The organism is Starkeya sp. ORNL1 (genome assembly GCF_012971745.1).
In the GTDB taxonomy this organism is placed as follows: domain Bacteria; phylum Pseudomonadota; class Alphaproteobacteria; order Rhizobiales; family Xanthobacteraceae; genus Ancylobacter.
In genome coordinates, this window is record NZ_CP048834.1 from 5,174,432 (window position 1) to 5,195,284 (window position 20,853).

A 20,853-nucleotide genomic window follows, 5' to 3' on the forward strand; every position below is an offset into this window, starting at 1 on the left:
CAGCTCGCCTCGAAGGATGCTCAAGCCGGAGAAGGTTGCTCGGTGGGAACATCCTTCGAGGCGGACTTGCAGCCGGCACCTCAGGATGAGGTTGCTTGATAGGGTTAGAATGACCGACGCCGCCTTCAGCCTTTCCCTCGTTCTCTGGGTGCTCGCGGCCGTCGCCGTGGTCACGGCTGGACGGCGTGCGCTGCTGTGGCGCGTGGGGCGGGCGGCGAAGGTCGACTGGATGCGCGGCCTTCTTGCCTTGCCAAAGCGCTATCTCGTCGACGTCCACCACGTCGTGGCGCGCGACGCCTTCGCCGCGCGCATGCACGCGCTGGTCGCCGGCGGGCTGATCGGCGGCTCGCTGCTCGTCCTGCTGGGGGCATTCCCCTGGCTCGGCGGCCGGCGAATCTATTGGGCGCTGGCCGCGCTGCTGTTCGGGGCCATGCTCGTCGGCGGCGCCATGGTGGCGCGGCGGCGCTACCCGTCAAAGCCGGCGCGGCTCTCCGGCGGACGCTTCCAATTGCTGCCCTGGCTGATGATCACCTATGGCAGCGGCTCCCTCCTTGTGGCGCTCGATGCTGCAACCGGCGGCGCGCTCTGGCTGCTCGCCTGGCTCGGGCTGTGGCTCGCGGCCGCGGCCGGCGTGGGCCTCGTGCTGCAGATCGGCCGCGGGCCGATGCGCCATGCGTTTGCCGGTGCCGCGCATCTCGTCGCGCATCCCCGTCCCGGGCGTTTCGAAGGCCAGCGCGAGACCGCGCTCAAGCCGCTCGATCTCGATGCCACCAAGCTCGGCGCGGAAGCGCCTTCCGACTTCGCCTGGAACCAGCTGCTCGGCTTCGATGCCTGCATCCAGTGCGGGCGCTGCGAGGTGGCATGCCCGGCCTTTGCCGCCGGCCAGCCGCTGAACCCGAAGCGGCTGATCCAGGATCTCGCCGCGGCGATGCAGCCGGGCGGCAGCAATGCTGCCTATGCCGGCAGCCCCTATCCCGACGCGCGCCCGGTGGCCGGGCGCGGCGGACCGGACCTGCCGCTGATCGGCGCCGCGGCGATGATCCATCCGGACACGCTGTGGTCCTGCACCACCTGCCGCGCCTGCGTCGAGGAATGCCCGATGATGATCGAGCATGTCGACGCCATCGTGGATCTCCGGCGCTTCCAGACGCTGGAGCTCGGCGCCATCCCGGAGAAGGGCGCCGCGCCGCTGATGGAGCTGCGCTTCGCCGACGAGATCGGCGGCCGCGCGCTTGCCGGCCGCACCGATTTCGCCGCCGGCGCGCCGCTGCCCTTGATGGCGGACAAAGGCGAGGCCGACATATTGCTCTGGCTCGGCGAGGGCGCCTACGAGCTGCGCTATGGCCGCACGCTGCGGGCGCTGGTGAAGCTGCTCCAGCTTGCCAAGGTCGATTTTGCCGTGCTCGGAGCCGAGGAGCGCGATTGCGGCGATCTCGCCCGAAGGCTCGGCGACGAGGCGGGCTTCCAGCGGCTCGCCCACGACAATATCGCGACGCTGGCGCGCTACCGTTTCCGCCGCATCCTCACCGCCGATCCGCACGCGCTGCACGCCCTGCGCAACGAGTACAAGGCGTTTGGCGGAAACTACGAGGTGGTGCACCACGCCGCCTTCCTCGACGAACTGATGGCGGCGGGCCGCCTCGATCCCGGCGCGCTCGAATTAGCCCGCGTTACCTATCACGACCCCTGCTATCTCGGCCGCTACAATGGCGAGTTCGACGCCCCGCGCCGGCTGCTTGATCGCCTCGGCGTTGAGCGGGTCGAGATGGAGCGCTCCGGCCGCCGTTCGATGTGCTGCGGCGGTGGCGGCGGCGCGCCGGTGACCGACATTCAGGGCGAGCGCCGCATCCCGGATCTGCGCATGGCGCAGGCGGGGGAGACCGGTGCCGGCATCGTCGCGGTGGCCTGCCCGCAATGCACGGCGATGCTGGAAGGTGTCACCGGCGCGCATCCCGAGGTGCGCGACATCGCCGAACTGGTGCTGATGGCGGTGGAGGCGGCGCCCGCCACGCACAAGACGCGGGAAAGCGTGGCATGAGCCGATTGCGCCGCGATCCCCGCGCCGAGCGCGCGGCACATGGCGTGGAGGGCGGCACCAGGCCGCGCTTCGACCTGGCCGCCGCGCCGGCGGCCAAGCGCACGCGCCGCGATCCGCGCGCCGAGCAGCGGCAGGTGACGGCACCCGGCACTGCAAGGCTGCGGCTCGACCGCACCCAGCGTGTCCCCGCCCTCGCCATTGCTCCGGAGCGGCCGGTGGTGGAGACCGCGCCGCAGGTCCGGATCATCGCCGAGCCGGCCTTCCTTGTGGCGGCGGTGCCGGATGCTCCCGGCGGCCGTCTCACCCCGCACGACCGGCAACTGCTCGGCGCCGCGCGCGTGCTGGCTGATGCTGGTGGCGGGGCGGTGCTGGCCATTGTTCCCGGTGTGGTCGAAGGGCTCGGCGCGGCAGGTGCCGATCGCGTCCTTGTCCTCGCGGAGACCAAAGATTTCGATCCCGAGGGCCGCGCCGACGCGATTGGTGGGACGCTGGCTTCGCTCAAGGTCCGTCATGCGCTGTTCGCCGAGACGGCGGATGGCGGTGACCTCGCCCGCCGTATCGCCGCGCAACTCGGCGAGCCGCTATTCACCGGCGCCGAGAGCCTGACCGCCAAGGTTGTCACGCGCGCGGCTCGCGGCCGGCGGGTGGAACAGCGCCTGGCGCCGCCGCGCCTGCTGACCATTGCCGCCGATGCGGTGGCGCCGCATGGCGGCACGATCCATGAGGCGAGGACGATCGACGCTCCGTTCCCCAGCGCCGAGGCGAAACGCGGCATCCTCGCCGCCGCATTCATCCCCGCCGATCCGGCCACCGTGCCGCTGGCGGAAGCGGCGTTCGTGGTCTCGGCCGGCAATGGCGTCAGTGATTTCGACGTCTTCCTCGCGCTGGCCGTCGCACTCGGGGCGACGCCGGGCGCGAGCCGCGTGGTGTGCGATGCCGGGCTGATGCCGCGTGCCGCGCAGGTCGGCGCTTCCGGCACGGTGCTGGAGGCAGCCTGCTATTTCGCCCTCGGCATTGCCGGCGCGCCGCAGCATCTGCAAGGCGTGGCCAAATGCGAGCATGTGGTGGCGGTGAACACCGATCTGCACGCGGCGATGATCGAGCGCGCCGGCCTCGCCGTGGTTGCCGATGCGCAGCTTGTGATGCCGGCCATCATCGCCGCGCTGCAGGCGGAGGAGGGCGCATGAGGATCACCGTGCTGCTGTCCGCCGGGCGCCATCCGGTCTCCGGCCGCGCCTGCCCGGTGCCGGTGGAACTCCAGGCGATCCGCCTCGCGCGCTCGCTGGAGGTAGACATGGCCGGGCTCCATGCCGGGCCCGACGTCGCGGCGGTGCATGATGCGCTCGGCCATGGCCTGCCGCGCATCAATCATCTCGAATTGCCGGAAGCGAGCGACCCGCTGGACAGCCTCGTGACTGCCCTCGGGGCCGACGCACCGGACCTGATCCTGGCCGGGCGCTGCGGGCAGGGCGGCGAGGATTCCGGCCTGTTGCCCTATGTGCTGGCACGCCGGCTCGGCCGGCCGATCGTCGCCGACGCCGTGGCGCTGCACCCCGGCGAGGATGGCACGCTCATTGTCGAGCAGGCGCTGCCCAAAGGAGCGCGGCGGCGCGTCACGGTACGGCTGCCGGCGCTCGTTACCGTGCATCCGGCCGCTCCGGCGCCATTGCCCTTCGCCTATGGCGCGGCACGGCGCGGCGTGGTTGAGGTTCGGGCGGGCGTCGGCGCGCCGGCGGCCGCCCGCGAGATCGAGGAGCGCGCCTATCGCAAGCGGCCGAAGCTGATCGCCAAGGCCGCGGCGGGGGCTTCGGCGGCGGACCGTCTGAAGGCCGCGACCGAGGCGGCGAGCGGCGGCGGTCGCCTGCTGGTCGATCCGGCGCCGGACGAAGCGGCGCGGGAGATCATCGCCTTCCTGCGCGAGATCGGGGTGCTGAAAACTCCCCACACGACCTCATCCTAAAACATTTACCGTCATCCCGGCCGCAGCGTAGCGGAGAGCCGGGATCGTCTGCGGCCAGGTGGGCCTTCTTCTTCGATCGACAAGGATAGACGCACCCGGATTCCGCGGACGATCCCGGATCGGCCTTCGGCCGTCCGGGATGACACCGTGTGAGGAGTGGACATAGGGCGGTTCACCGCTGCGCGGTCTGCCAATTGTCCGCCACGTAGTACGGCGCATTGGACGGTGCCAGTGCCGGCTTGCCGAGTATGTGGTCGGCCGCCTTCTCCGCCAGCATGATGGTCGGGGCGTTGAGATTGCCAGTGGTGACGGACGGCATGATCGAGGAATCCACCACGCGCAGTCCCGCCACCCCGAACACCCGTGCTTCGGAATCCACCACCGCCATCGGGTCGGAGCCCGCGCCCATCTTGCAGGTGCAGGAGGGGTGGTAGGCGCTCTCCACCTTCTCGGCGATGAAGGCGTCGATGGCCTCGTCGGTCACCACGTCCGCTCCCGGCTGGATCTCGCGGCCGCGATAGGGATCGAACGCCTTTTGCGCGAAGATCTCGCGGGTGAGGCGGACGCAGGCGCGCATCTCGGCGCGGTCGTCCTCGTGGCTCATATAGTTGAAGAAGATGCGCGGCTTGTCCTTCGGGTCCGGCGAGGCGAGCCGCACCCAGCCGCGGCTCTTGGAGCGCATCGGCCCGACATGGGCCTGGAAGCCGTGCTCCGAGGCGAGGCCCTTGCCGTCATAGGTCACCGCGAGGGGCAGGAAATGGTACTGGAGGTCCGGATAGGGCACACCCGGTCGCGAGCGGATGAAGCCGCAGGTCTCGAAATGGTTGGTGGCGCCGAGGCCATCTCTCCTGAGCAGCCAGCGCAGGCCGATCATGCCGCGAGCGACGAGGCCCATGGAGGAATAGAGCGTGATCGGCTGGGTGCTCGCCATCTGGAAATAGAACTCCAGATGGTCCTGCAGATTCTCGCCGACGCCGGGGCGATCGGCCAGCACATTGATGCCGTGCTCGCGCAACTCCGAAGCCGGGCCGATACCGGAGAGCTTCAGCAATTGCGGCGAGTTGATCGGCCCTCCGGAGAGGATCACTTCGCGGTCGGCGCGGACCTCCAGGCGCGTGCCGCCCTGCTCATAGACGATGCCGACGGCGCGGCGGCCTTCGAACACGATGCGCTCGACCCGGGCATGGGTCTCGACCTTGAGGTTGGAACGCTTCATAGCCGGCTTCAGATAGGCATTGGCGGCCGACCAGCGCACGCCGTCCTTCACCGTCATGTCCATGCGGCCGAAGCCCTCCTGGGCATGGCCGTTAATGTCGTCGGTCGCGGGATAGCCGGCTTGCTGGGCCGCCTCGAGGAAGGCGCCATAGAGCGGGTTTTTCAGTTCGCCATAGCGCGTGGCGAGCGGGCCGTCCGTGCCGCGATATTCATTGCCGCCGTCGCGCCGGCTCTCGGCGCGGCGGAAGTAAGGGAGCACATCGGCATAGGACCAGCCATTGGCGCCTTCCTCCTCCCAGCGGTCGAAATCGGCCGGATTGCCGCGCACATAGACGAGGCCGTTGATGGAGGAGGAGCCGCCCAGCACCTTGCCGCGCGGGCAATGCATGCGCCGGCCGCCGAGCCCCGGCTCCGGTTCGCTCTCATACATCCAGTTGTATCTGGACATGTTCATCGGGATGGAGAGCGCGCTCGGCATCTGGATGAAGATGGAGCGGTCCGAGCCGCCATATTCCAGCACGAGCACGCGGTTGCGCGCGTCGGCGGAGAGCCGATCCGCCAGCACGCAACCGGCCGAGCCGGCGCCGATGATGATGTAGTCGAAGAGGTCCATCAGCAAAGCACCATCAATACGGCGCCTCTACGTGCCCGAGATTGACGTAGACGCTCTTGAGCTGGGTGTAGTGCTCGATCGCCGCCTTGCCGTTCTCGCGCCCGAGGCCGGATTGCTTGACCCCGCCGAACGGCAGTTCGATCGGCGTGATGTTGTAGTGGTTGATCCAGCAGGTGCCGGCCTGGAGGTGGCCGATGACCCGGTGGCCGCGCGCCAGATCCCTGGTGAACACCCCGGCGGCAAGGCCGAACTCGGTGTCATTGGCGCGGGCGATCACCTCATCCTCGTCGGTGAAGGCGAGCACCGTCATCACCGGCCCGAATATCTCCTCGCGCACGATGCTCATGCCGTCCGAGCAGCCGTCGAACACGGTGGGAGCGACGAACCAGCCCTTGCCGAGCGCGCCCTTGGCGACGCGTCCGCCGCCGGTGAGTGCCTTGGCGCCCTCCGCCTTGCCCTTGGCGATGTAGGAAAGCACCTTCTCCATATGGCCGGCCGAGATCAGCGCACCGACCTGCGTCGCCGGGTCGAGCGGATCGCCGACCACCATCTTCTCGACGCGGGCGACCAGCTTCTTGATGAAGGCGGCGCGCACCTTCTCGTGCACGAAGACGCGGGTGCCGTTGGAGCAGACCTCGCCGGCCGAATAGAAATTGCCGAGCATGGCGCCGGACACCGCGTCGTCGATATCGGCATCCTCGAACACGATCAGCGGCGATTTCCCGCCGAGTTCCAGCGTGACGTATTTCAGCGTGCCGCTGGCATCGGCCATCACCTTCTTGCCGGTGCCGACCTCGCCGGTGAGCGAGACCTTGGCGATATCAGGGTGGCGGGTGAGCAGGCGTCCGGTGTCGGCGAAGCCCTGCACCACATTGAACACGCCGTCCGGCACGCCGGCCTCGGCCATGATCTCGGCGAGCTTGAGCGCGGTGAGCGGCGTCAGTTCGGCCGGTTTGAAGATCATGGCATTGCCGCAGGCGAGCGCGGGGGCGGACTTCCAGCAGGCGATCTGCAGCGGATAGTTCCAGGCGCCGATGCCGGCGACGATGCCGAGCGGCTCGCGCCGCGTATAGCCGAAGGCACTGGGGCCGAGATCGATGTGCTCGCCGGCGATCCCGGCGGCGAGGCCGGCATAATATTCGATGCAGTCGGCGCCGGAGATGACGTCGACAACACTGGTCTCCTGGATCGGCTTGCCGGTATCGAGCGTCTCCAGCCGGGCCAACTCGTCATTGCGGGCGCGCAGCAGATCGGCGACGCGCTTCAGCACGCGGCCCCGCTCGGCGCCGGTCATCGCGCCCCAGATCTTCTGGCCCTTGCGGGCAGCGGCGACGGCGGCCTCGACCTCGGCCTCGCCGGCGATCTCGATGCGCGCTAGCACCTCGCCGGTGGCGGGGTTGACGGTCTCGAAGCTCTCGCCGGCGGCGCTCGGCACGTAGCGTCCGCCGATGTGGTTCTGGTGGAGCGCGGTGGGGCTGCTCATGGGGATCGGTCCATTGGGCGCGGGGAGGGAGGTGGCGGCGGCAAGTTGCGCGTCGACGAAGGCCGTGGCGATAGAACGGGCGGTCGCGGCGTCGGTCTCGCCGATGGCGGACAGCGTCGAGCGCAGCCACAGCCCGTCGATCATGGCGGCGATGGCGATGGAGATGCGGCCGGCATCATCCGGCGTGACCAGGGCTTTCAGGCCATGGCGCAGATTGGAGAGCATGCGGGTCTGGTAGACCTTCTGCACCCGCCGCAGCCGTTCGGAATGCAGCGCCTGGCCCCAGAATGCGAGCCATACGCTGCCGGTGTGCTGGTCGAACTCTTCGGGTGCGAGATTTGCCTCGACCACCGCCAGCACCCGCTGGCGCGCGGTGCGCGCCAGGTTCAGCTTCGCCGCGGTGCCGCGGGCGACGCGGGAGGCGAGAAAGCGCAGCGTCGCCTCCAGCAATCCGTCCTTGTCGCCGAAATAATGGGCGACCAGCCCCGGTGAGACGCCGGCGCGGCGCGCGATCTGCGCCAGCGTCGAGGCGTTGAAGCCGACCTCGGCGAGCGAATCGATGGTCGCCTCGATCAGCTGGCGGCGGCGCACATCCTCGCTCTCGCGGCGGCGCGGCTCGGGCTCGATCGGCCTCGGATACTGGGCTTGCGCGTGGTCCATGGGTCGCCCGCCGCTAATTGAATGATCAGACAATACATATGTGACAGGCCGACGGAAAGGGTCAAGCCGCCCTCTGGCGCTGCCGCGCCGGGATCACCTAACCCTTGTTGCGTCTGGTATTATGCATGCTGAAAAGTCGTTCAATATAAAGCGCGAATGACGGAAAATTGCGCGTGACAAATTGGTAAAAGCGCTTTTGAATAGCCGTTCAAGAGAGCCCGAAGGGCCGTGGCGCCTCCTGTACCTTGCGGGGCGGGAACGCCGAATAATGGGTCGATGCGTCGGCGTCGAAGGGCCCGGCCAGCATCGCACCGGCGTTCAGACAAACGGGAACAGCGAACGATGCGCAGCTACAAGATTCTGACGACGTTGGCCCTCGGCGCGGCCGTCCTCGTCGCCCCCCTCGGCCAGCACGCGAGCGCGGCCGAACCCGCCTCCTGCAAGGCGGTGAAGTTCGCCGATGTCGGCTGGACCGACATCACCGCCACCACCGCCATCACCTCCTACATACTGGACGCGCTCGGTTATACGACGAAGACCCAGGTGCTGTCGGTGCCGGTCACCTACAAGTCGATGCAGACCAAGGACATCGACGTCTTCCTCGGCAACTGGATGCCGACCATGGAAGCCGACCTCAAGCCCTATCGCGAGGACAAGACGGTCGACGTCATCGGCGTCAATCTCGAAGGCGCCAAATACACGCTGGCGGTGCCGGCCTATCTCTATGATTCGGGCCTCAAGTCCTTCGCCGACATCGGCAAGTTCAAGGACAAGCTCAACAACAAGATCTACGGCATCGAGCCCGGCAATGACGGCAACCGGCTGATCCTCGACATGATCAAGGCCGACAAGTTCGGTCTCAAGGGCTTCGACCTGGTCGAATCCAGCGAGCAGGGCATGCTGGCCCAGGTCGAGCGTGCGACCAAGCGCAAGGAAGCCATCGTCTTCCTCGGCTGGGAGCCGCACCCGATGAACACCAAGTATCCGATGAAGTATCTCGAAGGCGGCGACGACGTGTTCGGCCCGAACTATGGCGGCGCGACCGTCTTTACCAACACCCGCGCCGGCTATGTCACCGAGTGCCCGAATGTGGGCGCGCTCATCAAGAACCTGAAATTCTCGCTCGAGCTCGAGAATGTGGTGATGGGCTATATCCTGTTCGACGGCATGGACCCGGCCAAGGGCGCGGAGAAGTGGCTGAAGGCCAATCCCGCAGTGTGGACGCCCTGGCTCGCCGGGGTCACCACCATCGACGGCAAGCCGGCGGTGGATGCGGTGAAGAAGGCCCTGAAGATCTGATGCAAGTCATCATGCCCGGGCAAAGGCGACTTCCAGTCGCCGTCTGTCCAGAGACGCCGAAGTCAAGAGCTTCGGCTTTCCCCGGGCATCCACGCCTGAGCGTCGTGCTGACCGTGGATGGCCGGGACAAGCCCGGCCATGACGGGAGTGCTTAATCTTTCCCTCGCCGTCTGCCCACCGGGAGCTCTCGATGTATGACTGGCTGACCGAGCACAAGATCCCGTTGGGAAGCTGGCTCAAGAGTTTCGTCGATTTCCTGACCGAGCACGGCCAGAGCGTGTTCGACTTTATCTCGCTGGTGCTCGGCGGCCTGATCGACGGGCTCACCGCGGCGCTGCTTTTCGTGCCGCCGCTGCTGCTGATCGCGCTGTTCGCGCTCGGCGCCTGGCTGATGCACCGCTCGATCGGCCTCGTCATCTTCATCCTGGCAGCGCTGCTGCTGGTCGCAAATCTCGGCTATTGGCAGGCCACCATCGAGACGCTGTCGCTGGTGATCTGCGCGACGCTGGTGTGCGTCGTGCTCGGCGTGCCGATCGGCATTGCCGCCGCGCACCGACCCTGGCTCTACACCGCCATCCGCCCGGTGCTGGACCTGATGCAGACGATTCCGACCTTCGTGTACCTGATCCCGACGCTGGTGCTGTTCGGGCTCGGCGCGGTGCCGGGTCTGATCTCCACGGTGATCTTCGCCATTCCCGCGCCGATCCGCCTGACCCATCTCGGCATCTCCTCGGTGCCGACCAATCTCTATGAGGCCGGCAAGGCGTTCGGCGCCACCAAGCGCCAGCTGCTGTTCAAGATCGAACTGCCCTATGCGCTGCCGACCATCATGGCCGGCGTCACCCAATGCATCATGCTCAGCCTCTCCATGGTGGTGATCGCCGCGCTCGTCGGCGCCGACGGCCTCGGCAAGCCGGTGGTGCGGGCGCTGAACTCGGTGAACATTTCCATGGGTTTCGAGGCCGGCCTTGCGATCGTCGTGCTCGCCATCGTGCTCGACCGGGTGTGCAAGCAACCCGAACGCCGCTCGAAGAGGAGCTGAGCCGTGGCTGCTGTCGAATTCCGCAACGTCGACATTGTCTTCGGCACCGACCAGAAGGGCGCGCTGGCGCTCATCGACAAGGGCGGCACGCGCGACGAGATCCTGCACAAGACCGGGGCGGTGCTTGGCGCCGCCGGGGTCAGCCTCAAGATCGAGCGCGGCGAAATCTGCGTGCTGATGGGGCTTTCCGGCTCCGGCAAGTCCACCATCTTGCGCGCCATCAACCGGCTGAACGAGGTCGCGCGCGGCGAGGTGCTGGTGGAGCGTGGCGGCACCGCGATCGATGTCGCCAAGTGCAGCGAGGAGACGCTGCGCGACATCCGCATGCACACCGTCTCCATGGTGTTCCAGCAATTCGGCCTGCTGCCGTGGCGCACGGTGCGCGACAATGTCGGCTTCGGGCTGGAGCTGCGCGGCACCCCGCTGGCGGAGCGCAACCGCATCGTCGACGAGAAGCTCGCCATGGTGGGCCTCACCAACTGGGCGAACAAATACACCCACGAACTGTCCGGCGGCATGCAGCAGCGCGTCGGCCTTGCTCGCGCCTTCGCCACCGATGCCGAGATCCTGTTGATGGACGAGCCGTTCTCCGCGCTCGACCCGCTGATCCGCGACAAGCTGCAGGACGAACTGCTCGACCTGCAGAAGCGCATCCAGAAGACCATCGTGTTCGTCAGCCACGATCTCGACGAGGCGCTGAAGCTCGGCAACACCATCGCCATCATGGAAGGCGGGCGCATCGTGCAGGCCGGCACGGCCGAGGACATATTGCTGCGGCCGGCCAATGACTATGTCGCCGAGTTCGTGAAGCACATGAACCCGCTGAACGTGCTGCGCGGTACCGCGGTGATGCGCCCGGCGGCGAGCCTGTCGCGCGACGGCGACACGGTGATGCTCGACAAGAACGGACTGGTCCGGGTGAAGGTCGATGGCGAGGACCGGCCGGTCTCGATCGACCTCGGCGGGCGGGCAGGGCTGCTCGGCGTTGCCGATGGCGAGGCTGGGCTCATCGACGCCAAGCTGGCGCATGATTGCGACTGCATCGTAGCCCCGGTCGACCTCAAGCTGCGCGCCGCCATCGAACTGAAGCGGCACACCGAGCTGCCGATCCTGCTGGTCGACAATCTCGGCCGGCTCGCCGGACTCTGCGATGACGACGAGATCTATCGCGGGCTGCTGAGAAGGCTGGATGGGTAATTTACCTCTCCCCATTGGAGAGAGGTCGGCGCCGCAGGCGCCGGGTGAGGGGGCGCGACGATCGCCGTTCTGGCAAGACCCCTCACCCTAACCCTCTCCCCAATTGGGAGCGGGATCAAAGTCACGCCGCCGCGCGACCGACCGCTTCGACGACGTCGTCCACCACCGATTCCACCAGCACGCGGTCGTCGCCTTCGCCCATCACCCGGATCACCGGTTCGGTGCCCGACGGGCGGATCAGCAGGCGGCCATGATTGGCGAGCTTGAGCTCGGCGGCGGCGATCGCCTTCTGCACATCGTCGGATTCCAGCGGGCGGCCGCTCTTGTAGCGGACATTGCGCAGGATCTGCGGCAGCGGGTCGAAGCGGTGGCACACTTCCGACACCGGGCGGCCGAGCCGCTGCACCACGGCCAGCACCTGGAGCGCCGCCACCAGCCCGTCGCCGGTGGTCGAATAGTCGGACAGGATGATGTGGCCGGACTGCTCACCGCCGACATTGTAGCCGTGCGCCCGCATGTGCTCGAGCACATAGCGATCACCGACCGGGGTGCGGGCCAGCGACAGGCCGAGCGAGGCGAGGTGCCGTTCCAGCCCGAGGTTCGACATTACCGTCGCCACCACGCCGGCCTTGGCGAGGCGGCCATCGTCGCGGAAGCTTTCGGCAACCACCGCCATGAGCTGGTCGCCATCGACCAGATGGCCCTTCTCGTCGACGATCAGCACCCGGTCCGCGTCGCCATCGAGTGCGATGCCGATATCGGCGCGAACTTCGCGCACCTTCGCGGCCAGCGCTTCGGGCGCAGTCGAGCCGACCTCACGATTGATGTTGAAGCCATCCGGCTTGTCGCCGATGGCGACGACGTCGCAGCCGAGCTCCCACAGCGCTTCCGGCGCCACGCGATAGGCGGCGCCGTGGGCGCAATCGACCACCACGCGGATGCCGTCGAAGGACTGGTTACGCGGCAGCGTGCGCTTGGCGAATTCGATATAGCGGGCATGCACGCTCTCGATGCGCTTGGCGCGGCCGATGGCGGCGGGCTTGGCGAGGCGGGCGGAGAGATCGCCGCTGATCAGCGCCTCGATCTCCTCCTCGATGGCGTCGGACAGCTTGTAGCCATCGGGCCCGAACAGCTTGATGCCGTTATCGTCGAACGGATTGTGCGAGGCGGAGATCATCACGCCGAGATCGCAGCGCATGGAGCGGGTGAGCATGGCGACCGCCGGCGTCGGCATCGGGCCGAGCAGCAGCACATCCATGCCGACCGAGGTGAAGCCGGCGACCAGCGCGTTCTCGATCATGTAGCCGGACAGGCGGGTATCCTTGCCGATGATGACGCGGTGGCGGTGCTCGCCATTCTGGAAGACGAGGCCAGCGGCCATGCCAACGCGCAGCGCGAGTTCCGGAGTGATGACGCCGTTGGCGCGGCCGCGAATACCGTCGGTGCCGAAATATTTGCGTGTCATGTCCAAGCCCTCCGTCCGGCGATTCCCCGGTGTTCTTCTAGCCGGATCCTGCAACGCCTGCGTTCACATATGATGAGCAGACATTACCAATTGTTCCCTAACTGCATTCGATGCAGGCGGAACCAAACATGGCTTACGCCATGAAACCATTCGCACTATGGCGCCGTTGTGCATCCATCGAGGCGAAGGTACCCCCACATATGGCGAAGAACAACGCGGCGGCTCCGGCTATCCCCGGTCCCGCCATAGCAGGCCACGGCGCCGCGCTGCTGCCATCGGTGATCGTCGATGGCTATAACAGCCAGCTGCGCGACGAAGAGGGCTTCATCGGCGACCGCGCGCGCCGCGACGCCTTCTTCGAGGCGCTCGACCATTGGCGCGCGCTGGCGGCACAGCGGCGCAAGGATCCGTTCGGCGAGCCGATGACCGGCAAGGTGTCGAAGCAGCAGCTCGACCGCCTGCTGATGGAGGGCGAGCCGTTCGACCAGGCGATGGTGCTGAGCGCGGCCGAGGATTATGCGCAGGGACTGGCGCGCGTGGTGCGCCGCCTGCTGCGCACCAAGGAATGGCGCGACACGCAGCGTGTCGTCCTCGGCGGTGGGCTGAGCGCCAACCGCTTCACCGCGATCGCCATCGCCCGCGCCGAACTGCTGCTGCGCGCGGCCGAGATCGATATCGAGCTGCGCCCGATCCGGCATGATCCGGACGAGGCCGGGCTGATCGGCGCGGTGCACCTGGCGCCAAGCTGGGTGTTCTCCGGCCATGACAGCATCCTCGCCGTCGACATTGGCGGCACCAATATGCGCGCCGGCATCGTCGAGCTGAACGTGAAGAAGCGCGAGGACCTGTCCAAGGCGTCGGTGCGCCGCTTCGAATTGTGGCGGCACGCCGATGAGGAGCTCGACCGCGAGAAGGCGATCGACGGGCTGGTGGCGATGCTGGAGGACCTGATCGGCGATGCCGAAAAGCAGGAGCTCAAGCTCGCGCCCTTCATCGGCATAGGCTGCCCCGGCGAGATCACCGAGGCCGGCGGCATCGAGACCGGGGCGCAGAACCTGCCGGGCAATTGGGAGAGCCGGCGCTTCAACCTGCCGGCGGCGCTGCGCGAGGCGATCCCGCACATCGCCGGCGCCGACACCGCCATCGTCCTGCACAATGACGCGGTGGTGCAGGGGTTGAGCCAGCTGCCCTTCATGCAGGATGTCGAGCGCTGGGGTGTGCTCACTGTTGGAACGGGGCTGGGAAATGCCCGCTTCACCAACCGGGAGAAGGTGAAGAAGAAGGGGTGAGGGGCGGTCGGCAGTCTGCGAGTGACTCAAATGTGCCACGTCATCCTGAGCTGCGAGTGTAGCGAGCCTCGAAGGATGTTGAAGCAGTGGGCGTTCATCGGGGATGGGCATCCTTCGAGGCCGCTTCGCGGCACCTCAGGATGACGTTGTGACAAAACAAAACGCCCGCTGCTCATCGCAGCGGGCGTTTCGATTCAGTCAGTCTCGCAAGGCTCACGCCTGCGGCTGCGGCTCCATGCCGGTGTCCGGGCGCGGGCGGTTCTTGCCGGCGGTCGGCACCACGGAGCCGCGCACATTGGCGGGCTCGATGGTGGTGTCGCGCACCGGCGGGTGACCGTCGAGCAGGTTGATGATCTCGTCGCCGGACAGCGTCTCATATTCGAGCAGGCCGCGGGCGAGCGCCTCGAGCTGGCCCTTGCTCTCGGTGAGGATGCGGGTCGCTTCCGCATAGCCCTCGTCGACCAGCCGGCGGACCTCGCTGTCGATGGTCTGCGCGGTGGCTTCCGAGACGTTCTGCTGGCGCTGCATCGACATGCCGAGGAACACCTCATCATTGTTCTCGCCATAGGCCACCTGGCCGAGCTTGTCGGAGAAGCCCCAGCGCGTGACCATCATGCGGGCGAGGCGAGTGGCCTGCTCGATGTCGGAGGCGGCGCCGGAGGTCACCTTGTCGTGGCCGAACACCAGTTCCTCGGCGACACGGCCACCCATCATGATGGCGAGGCGCGAGGTCATCTGCTCATAGCTCATCGAGAGCTTGTCGCGCTCTGGAAGCTGCATGACCATGCCGAGGGCACGGCCGCGCGGGATGATGGTGGCCTTGTGCACCGGATCGGTGGCAGGAACCTTCAGCGCGACGATGGCATGGCCGCCCTCGTGATAGGCGGTCAGCATCTTCTCGTCCTCGGTCATGACGAGCGAGCGGCGCTCGGCACCCATCATCACCTTGTCCTTGGCATCCTCGAACTCGCTCATGGTGACCATGCGCTTGTTGCGGCGCGCGGCCATCAGGGCAGCTTCGTTGCAAAGGTTCGCAAGGTCGGCGCCGGAGAAGCCGGGCGTGCCGCGGGCGATCACCTTGAGGTTGACGTCCGGCGCGATCGGGATCTTGCGGGCATGGACCTTCAGGATCTGCTCGCGGCCGACGACGTCCGGGTTCGGCACGATGACCTGGCGGTCGAAGCGGCCGGGACGCAGCAGCGCGGGGTCGAGCACGTCGGGGCGGTTGGTCGCGGCGATGAGGATAATGCCCTCATTGGCCTCGAAGCCGTCCATCTCGACCAGCAACTGGTTCAGGGTCTGCTCGCGCTCGTCATTGCCGCCGCCAAGGCCGGCGCCGCGATGGCGGCCGACCGCGTCGATTTCGTCGATGAAGATGATGCAGGGCGCGTTTTTCTTGGCCTGCTCGAACATGTCGCGGACGCGCGAGGCGCCGACGCCGACGAACATCTCGACGAAGTCCGAGCCGGAGATGGTGAAGAACGGCACATTGGCTTCGCCAGCGATGGCTCGGGCCAGCAGCGTCTTACCGGTGCCCGGAGGGCCGACGAGGAGCACGCCGCGCGGGATGCGCCCGCCGAGGCGCTGGAACTTCTGCGGGTCACGCAGGAATTCCACGATCTCGGTGAGGTCGCTCTTGGCTTCGTCGATTCCTGCGACGTCCTCGAAGGTAACGCGGCCATGCGCCTCGGTCAGCAGCTTGGCGCGGCTCTTGCCGAAGCCCATCGCCTTGCCGCCGGCGCCCTGCATCTGGCGGGACAGGAATATCCACACGCCGATCAGGGCGATGAAGGGCAGCCAGGAGATCAGCAGGCTGACGAACCACGGCACATTGTCCTGGAGCGGCTTGGCGGTGATCGAGACGCCCTTGCCATACAGGCGCTGCACCAGCGACGGATCGTTGGGCGCATAGGTCTGGAAGGTGCGGCCGTCAGTGAAGGTGCCGGAGATCTCAGGCCCCTGGATCAAGACATCGCGCACGCGGCCCTGGTCGACCTCGGTCAGAAGCTGCGAGAAGCTGACATCATTGGCGGCTTGACGCTGCGTCGGGTTCTGGAACAGCGAGAAGAGCGCCAGTAGCAGGAGAACGATAATCACCCACAGGGCGAAGTTGCGGATATTCGCGTTCATCATTGTCCTCTCGGCACCGGATGATACCGGTGCTCGGTACCGCCGGCGCTGGCGGTCCCTCCCATTTCGCATCGTAATTTAGGTCCGGCCTCGGTACTTGCCAAGGTGTAGCGACCGAACGGCACCGCGAGTGCCTACGCAATTTCGCGTCAGAGTGAAGAAATCGGCGTGCGGCGGGGCGGTGCGGGGCGCATCGAGACCGACTTTACCTCCACCCGGACCAGCGCGCCGGCAAGGGTTCGGGCGGTGGTTCGGGCGGTGGTCCGGGCGCCGCCCGGCGCATCGGCGGCGGCCTTGAGCCAGACCTGCAGCGCTTCCAGCTTGCCGAGTTCGACCGGCCCTTCATGCCCGACCCGGTCGATGGCGCGGCCGATGAGGCGCAGCGCGATCTCGTCCGGCAGGGCGAACAGCGCCGCCTTGTCGAGGTGGATGAGCACATCCGAGGGCGGAATGAGATGGATGGTTGCGTTCGCGGCTTCAGTTGCCGCCTCCAGCGCGGCGTCGGCGCGGGCCATGCGGGCGGCGAGCCGCGCCAGCGCTTCGGCGTCCAGCCCCTCGGCGGCCAGCGGGGGAAGGATGTCGCGCAGGCGGGCGCGGGCGAATCGCGGATTGCGGTTCGAGGGGTCCTCGACGAACGCCACGCCGGCATCCCGGCAATGGGCGATCAGCGCGGCCTTGGGCACCTCCAGCAACGGGCGCAGCAAGGCAAGCTCGTCCAGCGCCCGCTCGGAGGCGATGCCGGCAAGGCCGCTGATGCCGGAGCCGCGCATCAGGCGGAACAGCACGGTCTCGGCCTGGTCGTCCAGCGTGTGGGCGGTGGCGATGGCGCGGGCGCCGAGCGCGCGTGCATGGGTGGCGAGCAGCCGATAGCGCGCCGCGCGCGCCGCCTCCTGGAGGCCGTGCGCCGGCTTGGCGCCGCTCCAGGTCAGGATGGCGTGGGGAATGTCGAGCCCGGCGGCGAGGGTGCCGACCGCTTCGGCCTCCTGACGCGCTTCGGGGCGCAAGCCGTGATCGATGGTGGCTGCGAACAGGCGAGGGCCATCGCTGCGGGCAGCGCGCCAGCGGGCGGCGAGCAGCAGCAGCGCGGTGGAATCCGGCCCGCCGGAGATGGCGAGCAGGATCCCCGCGTGGCGTTGGAACGAGGTAAGGAGCCGCTCCGGATCGAGCTGGTTTGGGACAGGAGCGAGCGGGGCCGCCTCAGCAGTGGGCACGCTTCTGCTCCCGCTCGACCGCCTGGCGGACCGTCGACGAGGCGCGGGGATATTTGTTGCCGACCGCATTGAAGGTGGCGCAGGCGGCGTCGGTCTCGCCGATGGCGGCGAGCGACTGGCCGAGCCGCAGCAGCGCGTCGGGCGCCTTGGTGGCGTTCGGATAGTCGGTCGAGACCTTCAGGAAGCTCTGCGCCGCTTCCTTGTATTGCTGGCGCAGATAGTCGCTCTCGCCGAGCCAGTAATAGGCGTCGGGGGCGGCGCGGTCGGCCGGATATTGTTGCAGGAAAGCGCGGAAGCCGTCGGCGGCCTGGCCGTAGTCCTGCCGCACTATATAGCCGTAAGCGAGGTCGTAGAGGTCCTTGGGGCTGTTGGACGGCGGCAGGGTGGCGACCTGCGTGCCGCCGCCGGGGCGCGGCCCGCCGGCATCCACCGGGCCGCCCGGAGCGGTTGACGGCGACGGCAGCGTGGTGCCGAGCTGCTGCGGCATGCCGGGCGCGCCGGGATTGGCATTTGGATCGAAGGCATCGGAGCGGCGGGTCGATGCCGGTGCACCGACCGGGGGCGCCATGATCGAGGGCACGCCGCCGCCGGTGGCCGGCGCGGCGCGAATCGGTGGAGCGCCGCCCGCGGTCGTGGCAGGGGCCGGGCCGCCGGGCGCTGCCCCGGGCTGGCCGGTGCCGCCATTGCGGTAGTCCAGCTCCATCTCGTAGCGCTTCACCTGGCCTTCGAGCTGCTGGTTGCGGTACTGCAACTGCTCGATCTGGCCGGTGAGCTGGCGGATCTGGTTCTCCAGGCGGTCGATGCGCACGGTGAGCTCGCCCGGATCGCTCTCGGGAGACGCGCCTTGCTGCTGCTGGCCGACCTGGCCTGGCGGCTTGAACAGATTGCCGAAGAAATTGTTGTTGTTCTGCTGCGCGAAGGCCGCGCCGGCGGGCGCGAGCGCACCGAGGCCAGCGAGCGAGACGGCGAGAAGCACGGCGCGGGGGCGCGTAAAGCGGACAATCATGGCGACAGCGGGGGGCTTCGACGTAACTTCCGGCGGCGATTCCAGTCCGCCGGATTCATGCCGCAGCATACGGCAGGGATATCGTCCAAAGTGTGACTTTCGAAGCGCTTTCCGCATGGGATTCCGGCTCCGGAAAGACGAAGCCGGCCCGCGGATGTGGCGCGAGCCGGCTTGGTTCTCAAACGGTCTTGTGCGTGCGTCAGGAGCCGGCGGCGTTCAGCACGGTGACGGCGCGGCGGTTCTGCGACCAGCAGGAGATGTCGTTACACACCGCGACCGGACGCTCCTTGCCGTAGGAGATGGTGCGCATGCGGCCCGCATTGATGCCGCGGCTGGCAAGATAGTCGCGCACGCTCTGGGCGCGGCGGGCGCCGAGCGCGATGTTGTATTCGCGGGTGCCGCGCTCGTCGGCGTGGCCTTCAATGGTGAAGCTGTAGCGGTTGTACTGCTGCAGCCACTGCGCCTGCTTGTCGAGGGTAGCGCGGGCCTGCGGGGTCAGGTCGGTCTGGTCGCTCTCGAAGAACACGCGGTCGCCGACCGAGACGACGAATTCCTGCGGGCTGCCGGGAGGCGCCGAGCCGAGCGCAGCGCCGGCACCCGAACCGTCCATCGGGTTCTTGGCGCAGGCGGCGGCGAGCAGAGCGAGCCCGACAATGAATGCGGCGCGCTTACCGCCGAGAATGCGCATCATTTGGATCATACCGGCGACTCCTGACTTTCCTGCGACCGGGTGGGCCGGTCCTGCGGTTTCCTCACTAGATGAATGATCCGTCAACCTTTACGAGACCTTTCCGCAAAGCGTCGGGATTCACCATGTTTGCGAAACCGTTCGTTATGGTTTCCAATAGGTTAATCGCATCATGGGGTCATGAGCGTAGCGGCGACCATGCGGGATCGGAGGCATAGCTCGGGGTCGGGATGCGCTGCTCGTTGTAGCCGGTGATATCCACCGTGTAGAGCTGCGCGCCCGCCGAGCCGCCGGGATCGCGGAAGAACATGATGACCCGCCCGTTCGGGGCGAAGGTCGGGCCCTCATTGTGGTAGCCCTCGGTCAATATGCGCTCGCCCTGGCCGTCGGTGCGCATGATGCCGATGGCGAAGCGCCCATTGGCCTGCTTGGTGAAGGCGATGACATCGCCGCGCGGCGACCAGACCGGGGTCGAATAGCGCCCGTCGCCGAAGGAGATGCGGTGCTGGTTCGAGCCGTCGGCGCCCATCAGGTAGATCTGCGAGGTACCGCCGCGGTCGCTCTCGAACACGATCTGCGAGCCGTCGGGCGAATAGCAGGGCGCGGTGTCGATGGCGGCGGTGTCGGTGAGCCGGGTCGTTGCCTTGGAGCGCAAATCCATGACGAAGATGTTGGAATTGCCGCCCTGCTGCAGGCTGAGGATCACCTTCTGGCCATCCGGCCCGAAGCGCGGCGAGAAGCTCATGCCGGGGAAATTGCCGACCACTTCGCGCTGCCCGGTCTCGATATTGAGCAGATAGACACGGGGGTCGCCGCGCCCATAGGACATGTAGGTGACTTCCTGGCTGGTCGGCGAGAAGCGCGGCGTCAGCACGAGGTCGTCGCCGCGCGTCAGATAGGTCACGTTGGCGCCGTCCTGGTCCATGATGGCGAGGCGCTTGACCCGCTTCTCCTTGGAGCCGGACTCGTCGACGAAGACGATGCGGGTGTCGAAATAGCCCTTCTCGCCGGTGAGCCGCTCATAGATGGCATCGGCGATGATGTGGGCGACGCGGCGCCAATTCTCCGGCTGGGTGAAGTATTGCTGGCCGATCAGCTGCTGGCCGGCGAACACGTCCCACAGCCGGAACTCCGCCTTCACCCTGCCGTCGGGCTGGCGGGTCATGCGGCCGGTGACGAGGGCCTGGGCATTGATGACGCGCCAGTCCTGGAAGCGCGGCGAGGCGTCCGGGTTGGCGATCTTCTCGACGAAGGCGGCCGGGTCGATCGGGGCGAACAGGCCGGAGCGGCGCAGGTCGCTGGTGATGATCTGGGTGACGCCCTTGCCGGCCTCGGCATCCTGCGGGCTGCCGCCGCCCTGGAAGTCGGAGATGGCTATGGGCAGCGGCTGCACCGTGCCCTGGGTGACGTCGAGCTTCAGCACGGCTTGCGCCGCGCCGCCGCCGAGCAGCGAGAGGCCACCGAGCGCGCCCGCACCGGTGAGCACCGTGCGGCGGCTGATGCCGGGGATAGGCAGGGAACTGGCTTTGTTGATGAACCTGGTCATGTCCAATGTCT

General features: G+C 67.6%; 15 protein-coding genes and 1 pseudogene. 7 read left to right on the plus strand and 9 right to left on the minus strand.

Annotated elements, in window-relative coordinates; translation table 11 throughout:
* The first annotated feature begins 109 nt into the window (after positions 1–109).
* Genes G3545_RS24405 through G3545_RS24415 form a run of 3 tightly spaced genes read left to right on the plus strand, consistent with a single transcriptional unit; the run spans position 110 to position 3,998 of the window.
* Positions 110–2,038 carry a (Fe-S)-binding protein gene (locus G3545_RS24405; protein ID WP_170016528.1) on the plus strand — a complete coding sequence of 643 codons (1,929 nt, stop codon included), beginning with the start codon at positions 110–112 and terminating at the stop codon, positions 2,036–2,038.
* Positions 2,035–3,225: an electron transfer flavoprotein subunit alpha/FixB family protein gene (locus tag G3545_RS24410; protein WP_170016530.1), complete on the plus strand. Its 1,191-nt coding sequence runs from the start codon at positions 2,035–2,037 to the stop codon at positions 3,223–3,225. The genes G3545_RS24405 and G3545_RS24410 overlap by 4 nt, the downstream gene beginning before the upstream one ends.
* Positions 3,222–3,998: an electron transfer flavoprotein subunit beta gene (locus tag G3545_RS24415; protein ID WP_170016532.1), complete on the plus strand. Its 777-nt coding sequence runs from the start codon at positions 3,222–3,224 to the stop codon at positions 3,996–3,998. The genes G3545_RS24410 and G3545_RS24415 overlap by 4 nt, the downstream gene beginning before the upstream one ends.
* A 172-nt stretch (positions 3,999–4,170) precedes the next feature.
* Here G3545_RS24415 and betA read toward each other — a convergent pair whose 3' ends face one another.
* The 3 genes and pseudogenes from betA to betI form a co-directional block, all read right to left on the minus strand.
* A complete protein-coding gene (gene betA, locus G3545_RS24420) occupies positions 4,171–5,826 on the minus strand; it encodes a choline dehydrogenase (protein WP_206151336.1) in 1,656 nt (551 codons plus the stop codon).
* A gap of 13 nt (positions 5,827–5,839) precedes the next feature.
* Positions 5,840–7,309: a betaine-aldehyde dehydrogenase gene (betB, locus tag G3545_RS24425; RefSeq protein WP_246702939.1), complete on the minus strand. Its 1,470-nt coding sequence runs from the start codon at positions 7,307–7,309 to the stop codon at positions 5,840–5,842.
* 42 nt (positions 7,310–7,351) lie between these two features.
* Positions 7,352–7,969: pseudogene (betI, locus tag G3545_RS29795) on the minus strand (transcriptional regulator BetI); the annotation flags it as partial.
* A 342-nt stretch (positions 7,970–8,311) separates the two neighbouring features.
* Between betI and G3545_RS24430 the strand changes: the two are divergent.
* The 3 genes from G3545_RS24430 to choV all read left to right on the plus strand — a co-directional run bounded on the left by G3545_RS24430 (position 8,312) and on the right by choV (position 11,507).
* Complete coding sequence (locus G3545_RS24430) at positions 8,312–9,268, plus strand: choline ABC transporter substrate-binding protein (protein ID WP_170016537.1); 957 nt, start codon at positions 8,312–8,314, stop codon at positions 9,266–9,268.
* 190 nt (positions 9,269–9,458) lie between these two features.
* Positions 9,459–10,310: a choline ABC transporter permease subunit gene (gene choW / locus G3545_RS24435; RefSeq protein ID WP_170016539.1), complete on the plus strand. Its 852-nt coding sequence runs from the start codon at positions 9,459–9,461 to the stop codon at positions 10,308–10,310.
* A 3-nt stretch (positions 10,311–10,313) separates the two neighbouring features.
* A complete protein-coding gene (gene choV / locus G3545_RS24440; RefSeq protein ID WP_170016541.1) occupies positions 10,314–11,507 on the plus strand; it encodes a choline ABC transporter ATP-binding protein in 1,194 nt (397 codons plus the stop codon).
* 121 nt (positions 11,508–11,628) lie between these two features.
* Here choV and glmM read toward each other — a convergent pair whose 3' ends face one another.
* Positions 11,629–12,972, minus strand: a complete 1,344-nt coding sequence (gene glmM, locus G3545_RS24445; protein ID WP_170016543.1) for a phosphoglucosamine mutase — start codon at positions 12,970–12,972, stop codon at positions 11,629–11,631.
* 200 nt (positions 12,973–13,172) lie between these two features.
* Here glmM and G3545_RS24450 point away from each other — a divergent pair, with 200 nt between their 5' ends.
* On the plus strand, positions 13,173–14,261 hold the full coding sequence (locus G3545_RS24450; protein WP_170016545.1) for an ROK family protein: 1,089 nt from the start codon (positions 13,173–13,175) through the stop codon (positions 14,259–14,261).
* A gap of 213 nt (positions 14,262–14,474) precedes the next feature.
* Here G3545_RS24450 and ftsH read toward each other — a convergent pair whose 3' ends face one another.
* The 5 genes from ftsH to tolB form a co-directional block, all read right to left on the minus strand.
* Positions 14,475–16,391 (minus strand): ATP-dependent zinc metalloprotease FtsH, encoded by a 1,917-nt coding sequence (gene ftsH, locus G3545_RS24455; RefSeq protein WP_170016547.1) that lies wholly within the window; start codon positions 16,389–16,391, stop codon positions 14,475–14,477.
* A gap of 149 nt (positions 16,392–16,540) precedes the next feature.
* Positions 16,541–17,602 carry a tRNA lysidine(34) synthetase TilS gene (tilS, locus tag G3545_RS24460; protein WP_246702558.1) on the minus strand — a complete coding sequence of 354 codons (1,062 nt, stop codon included), beginning with the start codon at positions 17,600–17,602 and terminating at the stop codon, positions 16,541–16,543.
* On the minus strand, positions 17,589–18,608 hold the full coding sequence (ybgF, locus tag G3545_RS24465) for a tol-pal system protein YbgF (RefSeq protein WP_170016552.1): 1,020 nt from the start codon (positions 18,606–18,608) through the stop codon (positions 17,589–17,591). Before ybgF ends, tilS begins: the two co-directional genes overlap by 14 nt.
* Before the next feature lie 199 nt (positions 18,609–18,807).
* On the minus strand, positions 18,808–19,308 hold the full coding sequence (pal, locus tag G3545_RS24470; protein WP_170016554.1) for a peptidoglycan-associated lipoprotein Pal: 501 nt from the start codon (positions 19,306–19,308) through the stop codon (positions 18,808–18,810).
* 166 nt (positions 19,309–19,474) lie between these two features.
* Positions 19,475–20,842, minus strand: a complete 1,368-nt coding sequence (tolB, locus tag G3545_RS24475; protein ID WP_170016556.1) for a Tol-Pal system beta propeller repeat protein TolB — start codon at positions 20,840–20,842, stop codon at positions 19,475–19,477.
* Positions 20,843–20,853: the final 11 nt, after the last annotated feature.